The organism is Corynebacterium sp. HMSC071B10 (assembly GCF_001814825.1).
Taxonomy (GTDB): domain Bacteria; phylum Actinomycetota; class Actinomycetes; order Mycobacteriales; family Mycobacteriaceae; genus Corynebacterium.
Genome location: NZ_KV817976.1, coordinates 1 through 7,756, shown reverse-complemented (window position 1 = coordinate 7,756; position 7,756 = coordinate 1). Strand labels below are relative to the sequence as shown.

The 7,756-nt window shown below is 56.6% G+C and carries 6 protein-coding genes; 3 read left to right on the top strand and 3 right to left on the bottom strand.

Going from position 1 to position 7,756, the window contains the following annotated elements; translation table 11 throughout:
• Window positions 1-728 precede the first annotated feature (728 nt).
• The 3 genes from HMPREF2990_RS01590 to HMPREF2990_RS01580 all read right to left on the bottom strand — a co-directional run bounded on the left by HMPREF2990_RS01590 (window position 729) and on the right by HMPREF2990_RS01580 (window position 5,076).
• Entirely contained in the window at window positions 729-1,727 is a 999-nt protein-coding gene (locus HMPREF2990_RS01590; RefSeq protein ID WP_141757756.1) for a hypothetical protein, read from the bottom strand.
• Between the two features lie 229 nt (window positions 1,728-1,956).
• A complete protein-coding gene (locus HMPREF2990_RS01585; protein ID WP_141757755.1) occupies window positions 1,957-2,481 on the bottom strand; it encodes a hypothetical protein in 525 nt (174 codons plus the stop codon).
• 339 nt (window positions 2,482-2,820) lie between these two features.
• Window positions 2,821-5,076, bottom strand: coding sequence for a LuxR C-terminal-related transcriptional regulator (locus HMPREF2990_RS01580; protein ID WP_168167107.1), 2,256 nt, complete (start codon window positions 5,074-5,076; stop codon window positions 2,821-2,823).
• 243 nt (window positions 5,077-5,319) lie between these two features.
• On the opposite strand from HMPREF2990_RS01580, the gene HMPREF2990_RS01575 reads away from it, so the two are divergent.
• Genes HMPREF2990_RS01575 through HMPREF2990_RS12635 form a run of 3 tightly spaced genes read left to right on the top strand, consistent with a single transcriptional unit; the run spans window position 5,320 to window position 7,756 of the window.
• Window positions 5,320-5,898 (top strand): flavin reductase family protein, encoded by a 579-nt coding sequence (locus HMPREF2990_RS01575; RefSeq protein ID WP_070762369.1) that lies wholly within the window; start codon window positions 5,320-5,322, stop codon window positions 5,896-5,898.
• A gap of 51 nt (window positions 5,899-5,949) precedes the next feature.
• Window positions 5,950-7,572: a 4-hydroxyphenylacetate 3-hydroxylase family protein gene (locus HMPREF2990_RS01570; RefSeq protein ID WP_070762367.1), complete on the top strand. Its 1,623-nt coding sequence runs from the start codon at window positions 5,950-5,952 to the stop codon at window positions 7,570-7,572.
• A 13-nt stretch (window positions 7,573-7,585) separates the two neighbouring features.
• Entirely contained in the window at window positions 7,586-7,756 is a 171-nt protein-coding gene (locus HMPREF2990_RS12635; protein ID WP_210399949.1) for a hypothetical protein, read from the top strand.

The following is a 7,756-nucleotide window of genomic DNA, read 5'->3' as shown; positions in this document are numbered from 1 at the left end:
TACCGCGATTCCGCGTAGTTGGTACCGGTGTTCCGTATATCCGGTACTACAGTCAGTTTTCTCTCATTGTTGATGAAGGAAGTGTCGTCGTTCGGTAGTGGCAGTGTATGCGTCAGCTCCCGCCTGAAAGGAACCGTCTGGAGACCCGCTCGAGAGAGGCAACGCTGCCGCGATGCCGGGCCGCCAACGTTATATGGTGGCTCCGCCCGAGGGGTCCAAAGCGTTCTGAGCTGCCAGGAGGCACACCAAACCGTTACCGGACGAACGCGAGCACACACTGCAGCCGAATAGCCGGTTGCAGCAAAGCGGTCCGAATTCGCTTAGGAGACTTCACCATGCGCAAGGCCCCAGCCTCAGTAGGCCCGAACGACAAGCAATTCTTACAGCCGGGCCGCTACAGTCGGCTCGGCATCGGTGACGGTGTCGGTACCAACTACTCGGAACGGGGCAGTACCGAGTCTTCGGAACACCGGTACCAAAAACCCGCAGCCGACATCAGATGCCATGCGCCGGAAAAGGCGTAGACGGTTATCGGCAAGCTAAGCACCGCCAGCACGTGCTTAAGTAGAAACGGAATCGCTCGGTTCTTTCCTGCGCCTGTGCCCTAGCAACAAGGCCTTATTAGGCTTCCTTAAAACCGGGGCGTTGTGGATAAAAGAAACGGCTAGCTCGGGAAGCATGGAGCGGAATGTTTCGTCTCCCGATTAATGAAATGGTGGTTTCGCTATTTAATTCTGGAGCATATACTCTTGAATGCCATAAAAATACTGCATGATCCGGCCGACATGCTCGGGGTCGGGGTTATGTTGCAACAATAACTTGTGAAGTTCTGCATGATCAAAATTGTTCTCGTCAAATCTAAAACTCGCCCGTGCAATGAGTTGTTCGATTAGCAATTCAATAGACCTTTCATCAGAAATAGGAGCTGGAGCCGAAACTTGCGCTACTCCATAGGTTCCCGTTCGGCCGATTTTCCCGGTAAAGTTTTCAATCCGTCTAAACCACTTAGGCCGTTGCTGTGCCTCGGCCAGCAGAATGGCCTCCACCAGATATCCGAGGTTTCCGGAAGAATCGTAGTTACGGCTTAGTGCTCGAGCGAAGGCTAACTGCTTAGCTCCAATATCCTTTCGAAGTTCGGAGACTAGCGTGGGAAAGGGCAGTTTTGCAGCTGACATCAGATTCTTTGTCCAGATTGCCATGATTGATGCAAATGATCCCGCTACTAGTGCGATGGCAAAATCTTCGCCGCTTGGAATCCAACTACCGAAGAGGTCATGCATTACCAATCCAAAGGAAGCGAACAGTATTATGACGCAGATTTGGCCAGCATGATGGAATATGACAAACAGATAGTTCGAGTGTCGTGGCGGTCTTACGACGTCGAAAACAGCCCGGCCCGTAGTTAAGATGATGTACAAAGTTAGCATTGAGAGCAAGCCAACTAAGACGTGTCCGTCCGCTCTATCAGTGAACTCAGTGGTCAAGAACACGACCATTGAAACTGGCAAACCCCTAAAACCTATAATTGTCCGTACAGGATTTTTCTTGTACTGATGATCGATTCGTGAATCCAGGCTGGTGTAGGATTCCGGCCATTCGGTGCGAAAAAAGGAATAGACAGCATTGAGGATTGCTACGCCCGCGATTGCAATAGCGAGTGTAAGCGCTGCTTGTCTCATATCGCCTGATATTGAGTGACTCCAAAACTCCTCGAGATAGCGCGCCATGCGTGTTTCGTAGTGGTTCAGTTTGCCTGATCTTCCTAGTAGAGTCCAGAACTTCTGGCGCAGGCATGTCCTTGCGTGAGAAGCTCCGGTGTCTTGGCTACGTCAAAATGCGTTCTGCTCAAAGATACTGCTAATTACGCTATCGTCGCTTCCAGAACACTGCCACAAAACAATAGCAATGTTGCATAGCGCTGCAGCCGCAAAAGCAGACTAATGATTATCGGCGCGATTACTCTTCATGGCCCCAAACCAGAACTTCGCTCTTGCCGACCTCTGCCATGTCTAGGCAATTCATGATTTCGTCATCCCGCGAATTAGTCCAAAATCCGTCACCAGAAAAAAGGTAAATTGTGTTATTCGCTGAGACTACTGTGCCCTTCGGGGCTTGGTCGTAATCGCCCGGTGAAAGAAGCTCGCGTGGGTGAATGTCGTCCGTCAATTCCAGAACTTGATACCGCTTGCCGTTTGGGATCAACATATCATCAGCGCATATGCTATCTGTGCAAACAACCTGGTTTTGGTTTGCGGGGTCTGGATAGAGCATGACTCTTTCCCCACCGTCTAGATGATCAGCGCCAGCTAAGTGGTGAACCCTATCATCCCAGTCGGTCTGGTCCATTGACAGATTAGGCGCATTTGCGAGAATAAACTCCGCTGCACTTTTCCTTGCTGGATCGGCCTTGGCTGCCTCTGTGTGTATGAAGTTCCGCGCCCATTCAACTGCTTCTTTGTTAGGTTCGTTGTTTTGATTCATTAGGTACAGTAGCTCCTTATTGCTTCGAATGTCCTTGTTCAGATTCATGCCACAAGCAAGATTTATTGTAGAAACTATTGAACTCTTTAGATGCAGAATCCAGCGCCGAAGAGGAGGCAAGTTTTGTTGCTGATGTCTGAAGCTGCACCTGCTAATGGATATTGAGGGCAGAACGACACCATTGAACTTAGTCATCTTTGTCTTATCCTCGGCTTCGTTACCGAGAGGAATTTAATAGTATCAGAAATCGTTTCAAGGACAGCTGAGGTTGTACTGCGAATCAATGCGGCTTGTCGTTGTTACTTAGCTTTTTACGGTGACGACTTGGGTTGGTATCGCTCACCCATGCAGCCACACCGCTATCTGCGAGCGGTTGTTAATCTGCAGCTTGGAGAAGATGTTCTCTACGTGGCCTTCCACCGTCCGAGTCGAGATAACCAACTTGTCAGCGACTTGTCGGTTGGTCAATCCCGAGCCGACGAGTTCCGCGACCTCGCGCTCTCGGCGGGTAAGTGGGGAGTCCTTTTCAACCTTTGACTTGTTTGCCGTTGCTGGTTCGGGAAGCGAGTCGTACGTGCTCAAGGCAAAGGCAATCGCGTCCTTCTTAGACCTCGGGACCCGCTGCGCTTCGAGCACCAAAGGTTCACGTGCCTTTACCGAGCGCGCCTTCATCGCCGGGCCGAATGCCTGCACCGATGTTCCTTGGGCTCGCCAGATGTCATCGGCTGCTGTAGCTAGCGAGCTCGCGAGCTCATGGTTCCCGACGGCTGATTCAATCCAACTCTGCAGTTCGACGATGAGCGAAGAGACGATCCCGTCCTGGAAGTCTGCACTGATCTCAAGACCCTGGCGGGCATGTTCACGGGCGCTTCCCCACTGACCGAGCGAGAAGTGCGCCATCCCGGCTACCCAGTGGAAGTGCGCGCGGTTCCAGCGCTCCCCGGACTCATCGGCAAATGCGAATGCTTGCGCGCATACTTCCAGTGCTTCGTTGTGGGCACCGCTGAGCTCCAGGGCCATGGCGTGTTGGAATCCTGCAATGAGTTCGGCGGCGGTGTCGTTTAAGTCGTCGAAAAGCGGCAGTGCCTCGCCGAAGAGTGGGATTGCCTGCTCCAGAGATCCCGTGAACACATGGTAGAGGGCCATCCAGCAGCGGGCATGTGCCTTGAGGTGGACATTGTCTAGCTCTTCGGCGAGGTCCCAGCACTCCTGCACGAGCACGCCGGCGCGGTCGTGGTCGCCTTGAATCAAACACACCCAGGCACCGACCCAGAGCAGCTCACCCCGGGATGCCCCGGTTACCCCAGGCAGTGCGAGAAATTGCTCGATCCTGTCGCGGCCTTCACTCAGCGCTAAGCCGGCTACCCACTGATAACGCAGTGCTGCGACGTGTTCCGCGGCGGCGCTTGGATCCTCGCGGGTGTCGTAGGCGTGCTCGAGCGCGAGCACCGTGTTGCTGTGCCCCTCCCGTGCCATCTCGAGCATCGTGAGCTGGTTCGGGCCGGGCCAATGTGCTGCCATCTCCGCGGCGCGACGATGGAAGAACTCACGGTGACGGGCCTGGAGAGCGGCCATTTCCTCAGCGGACAGCTGCTGTTGCCCGAAGAGCTTCGTGGATACGAACTGCCGGTAGCGCACCCGCCTACGGTCTCGCTCCACCCGGAGAACGGAGTTTCTTACCAGGGCATCCAGCAGCGGGTAGACGTCTTGCTCGGACAAGGGAGCAAATCCGCAGATGTTCTCGGCGGCCGGCAGATCAAAGGTATCGGGGAAGATAGAGATCCGATTCCAGAGCAGGCGCGCTTGCGGATCGATGAGGTCGTAGCTCCACTTCACGGCGTTTTCTAGCGTTTGCTGCCTACTGGGCGCGCTGTGCGGACCGTTTTGCAAGATCGAGAACTGGTGCTCGAGGCGCTCCGCGAACTCGCCTGTGCCAATCGAGCGGATGCGTGCTGCGGCGAGTTCGAGGGCGAGTGGGATGCCGTCGAGGCGTCGGCAAATGCTCGCAATATCGGAGGCATTCTCGGCGGTGAGCTCGAAGGCGGGGTCCGCGGCGTGCGCACGCTCGACGAACATTGCCACCGCAGGAGTCTTGGCCAGGGCGGCAGAATCTATAAGAGCGTCGGCGTTTGGGAGGCTCAAGGGCTCCAGGTGCAGTAACTTCTCCCCCGGTACGCCGAGCTGGCAGCGGCTGGTAGCGATCATCTTTATGCCCGGGCACTCGGTCAGAATGAGGTACGCCAGTTCGCTGACTGCAGGGACTACGTGCTCGCAATTATCGAGGATGAGCAGCATCGACTTTGACCTGAGATAGTCCACTACCCGGACTTGCGAAGGCCGGGAAGATTGATCGGGAATCTCCAGATCAGTCGCAACAAGGGGCACTACTGCGTCGCCGCTATCCGCCGCACTGAGATCAAGAAACCACGCGCCGTCCGGGTAGGACTCGTGGATCCTATTGCCCGTTTCCAGAGAGAGACGCGTTTTCCCAATGCCTCCTGCGCCAGTGATGGTGATGAGGTTCGAGCTCTCCAGCAGGGATACGAGGTGGTCAATTTCAGGCTCCCGGCTGATGAAGCTGGTGACGAGGCGCATTGGTAGGCGAGCTCCTCTTCGCATGTCTACGCGCACGATATGCGTAACCTCCTCACCCGCAAACCGGGTAGTTCTACCTAGCTAAATACGCGGTGGCCTGATCTCCACGATTCAAAAGTCGGGTATTTCTACCCGTGATCCAAGACTCTATCGGAAATACATTGTGCGTTAGAGCACTTTCGAGAGCTCTGCTGCACCAAGTTGGAACGCTGAATAGGCGATTGTGTCGAAGGAGGAACGCAAATGAACCAGCCTGCGGTGTCCGAAGCCCCTCAGAAATTCGATTCGCGTGAGCTGCGAAACGCATTTGGTCGTTTTACAACTGGCGTGACCGTCGTGACCTGTCTGACCCCAGACGGCAAGCCCCACGGAGCGACCGTGAACGCGTTTACCGCTGTCTCGCTCGACCCGCCACTCGCGCAGGTGACGCTGATTCGTGGCAACAAGGCAAGCCAGTACCTGGAAGAGCAGCCCTTTGCCATCAACATCCTCGCGGAAGATCAGCTCGATGTCTGCATGAACTTCGCGGGTAAACCGATGGCTGGTGGACCGTCGTGGCGAAATGAAGACGGCATCCCGGTGCTCAAGGGCAACGCCGCGACGATCGAGTGCAAGCCGTGGCGAACCTACGACGGCGGCGACCACATCATTGTCATCGGCGAAGTCATCGACGTCGAGGTGACCGACCGCGCCCCACTGTTGTTCCATGCGGGCAAATTCCGCTCAGCCGGAAGCTACCTGGACGGTCTGCCCTGGGACTGCTGCGGCGACGGACTCAGCATCGGCTGGTTCGGGGACAACACGTCCTTCCGGTCTTTTTAACAACACACAACTCCCATCGGTATTGCGGTGGGCTCGAGAAAGGAACACACCATGTCTACTGAACACCTGCGCAACACTGACGTTGAGCCAACCCCGGGTGAGCCCTCGCGGGCGTCGGAACGCACGCAGCCGAAAAACCCCAAGCTCCCGATGACGGGCGACGAGTACATCGAGTCGCTCCGCGATGGGCGCGAAGTGTACATCCACGGCGAGCGCGTCGACGACGTGACGACGCACCCCGCGTTCCGTAATTCGGTGCGCATGGCAGCGCGGCTTTACGACGGCTTCCACAACCCGGAGACTGCAGACAAGCTGCTGACGGACACCGACACCGGCTCTGGCGGTAAGACGCACCCGTTCTTCAAGGTGCCGCGCTCCGTCGATGACCTGCGCGAATCCCGTACCGCCATCGAGGCCTGGGCGAGGATGTCCTACGGCTGGCTCGGTCGCTCGCCGGACTACAAGGCAGCATTCCTGGGCACTCTTGGCGCAATGCCGGAGTTCTACTCCCCCTACCAGGAGAACGCAGAGCGCTGGTACAAGGAATCCCAGGAGAAGGTCCTGTACTGGAACCACGCCATCATCAACCCGCCGGTTGACCGTCACCTGCCGCCGGATGAGGTCAAGGACGTCTTCATGAAGGTGGAGAAGGAGACCGCTTCGGGTGTCGTGGTCTCTGGCGCAAAGGTTGTTGCTACCGGCTCCGCGATTACGAACTTCAACTTCATCTCGCACTACGGGCTGCCGATCAAGCGTCCGGAGTTCGCCATCATCTGTACGGTGCCGATGGACTCCCCGGGCGTGAAGCTCATCTCGCGCCCGTCGTACTCCCAGAACGCGGCTATCACGGGTACGCCCTTCGATTACCCGCTCTCCTCGCGCCTTGATGAAAACGACGCGGTCTTCGTGTTCGACAAGGTGCTCGTCCCGTGGGAGAACATCTTCGCGTACGGCGACCCGGACCAGATCAACGGCTTCATGCCGAAGACCGGCTTTATTAACCGCTTCACCTTCCAGGGCTGCATCCGCCTTGCCGTGAAGCTCGACTTCATCGCAGGCCTCCTGCTCAAGGCACTCGAGATCGCAGGTACCTCCGACTTCCGCGGCGTGCAGGCCCGCGCAGGTGAAGTGATTGGCTGGCGCAACCTCTTCTGGGCACTGACCGACGCCATGATGCTGAACCCGGACAAGGGTGCCGACGGCAGCCTGCTGCCGAACCTGGAATACGGCATGGCGTACCGCATGTTCATGGCCACCGGATACCCGCGCATCAAGGAGATCATCGAGCAGGATGTCGCCTCCGGCCTGATCTACCTGCCTTCCGGTGCCCTGGACTTCAAGAACGCCGAGATCCGTCCGTACCTGGACAAGTACGTCCGCGGCTCCAACGGCGTGACCGCTGTCGACCGCGTGAAGCTAATGAAGCTGCTGTGGGACTCCATCGGCACCGAGTTTGGCGGGCGCCACGAGCTCTACGAGCGCAACTACTCCGGCAACCACGAGAACGTCCGCATCGAAATGCTGCTCAACGCCATGAACAACGGGGTAAAGGACCAGATGTTCGGCATGGTCGAGGACTGCATGGCGGAATACGACCTGGACGGTTGGACCGACAAGGCCTCCGACCTCATCCAGTCCGATGACGTCAACGTATTCATGAAGAACCTCAAGTAAGTAAGGAAGAACAATGTCTGAAGTGAACAACACCCAAACTGGACAGGACCCGACTGCGAAGGGTTCCGGTAACGCGGCGACCGCTGCGTTCCAGAACCACATCTACAAGTCGGATACGTCCAAGGAGCGCGCCAACGAGATCTACACGGATCTGTGGGGTTGCCCGCAAATGGTGGACACGTAG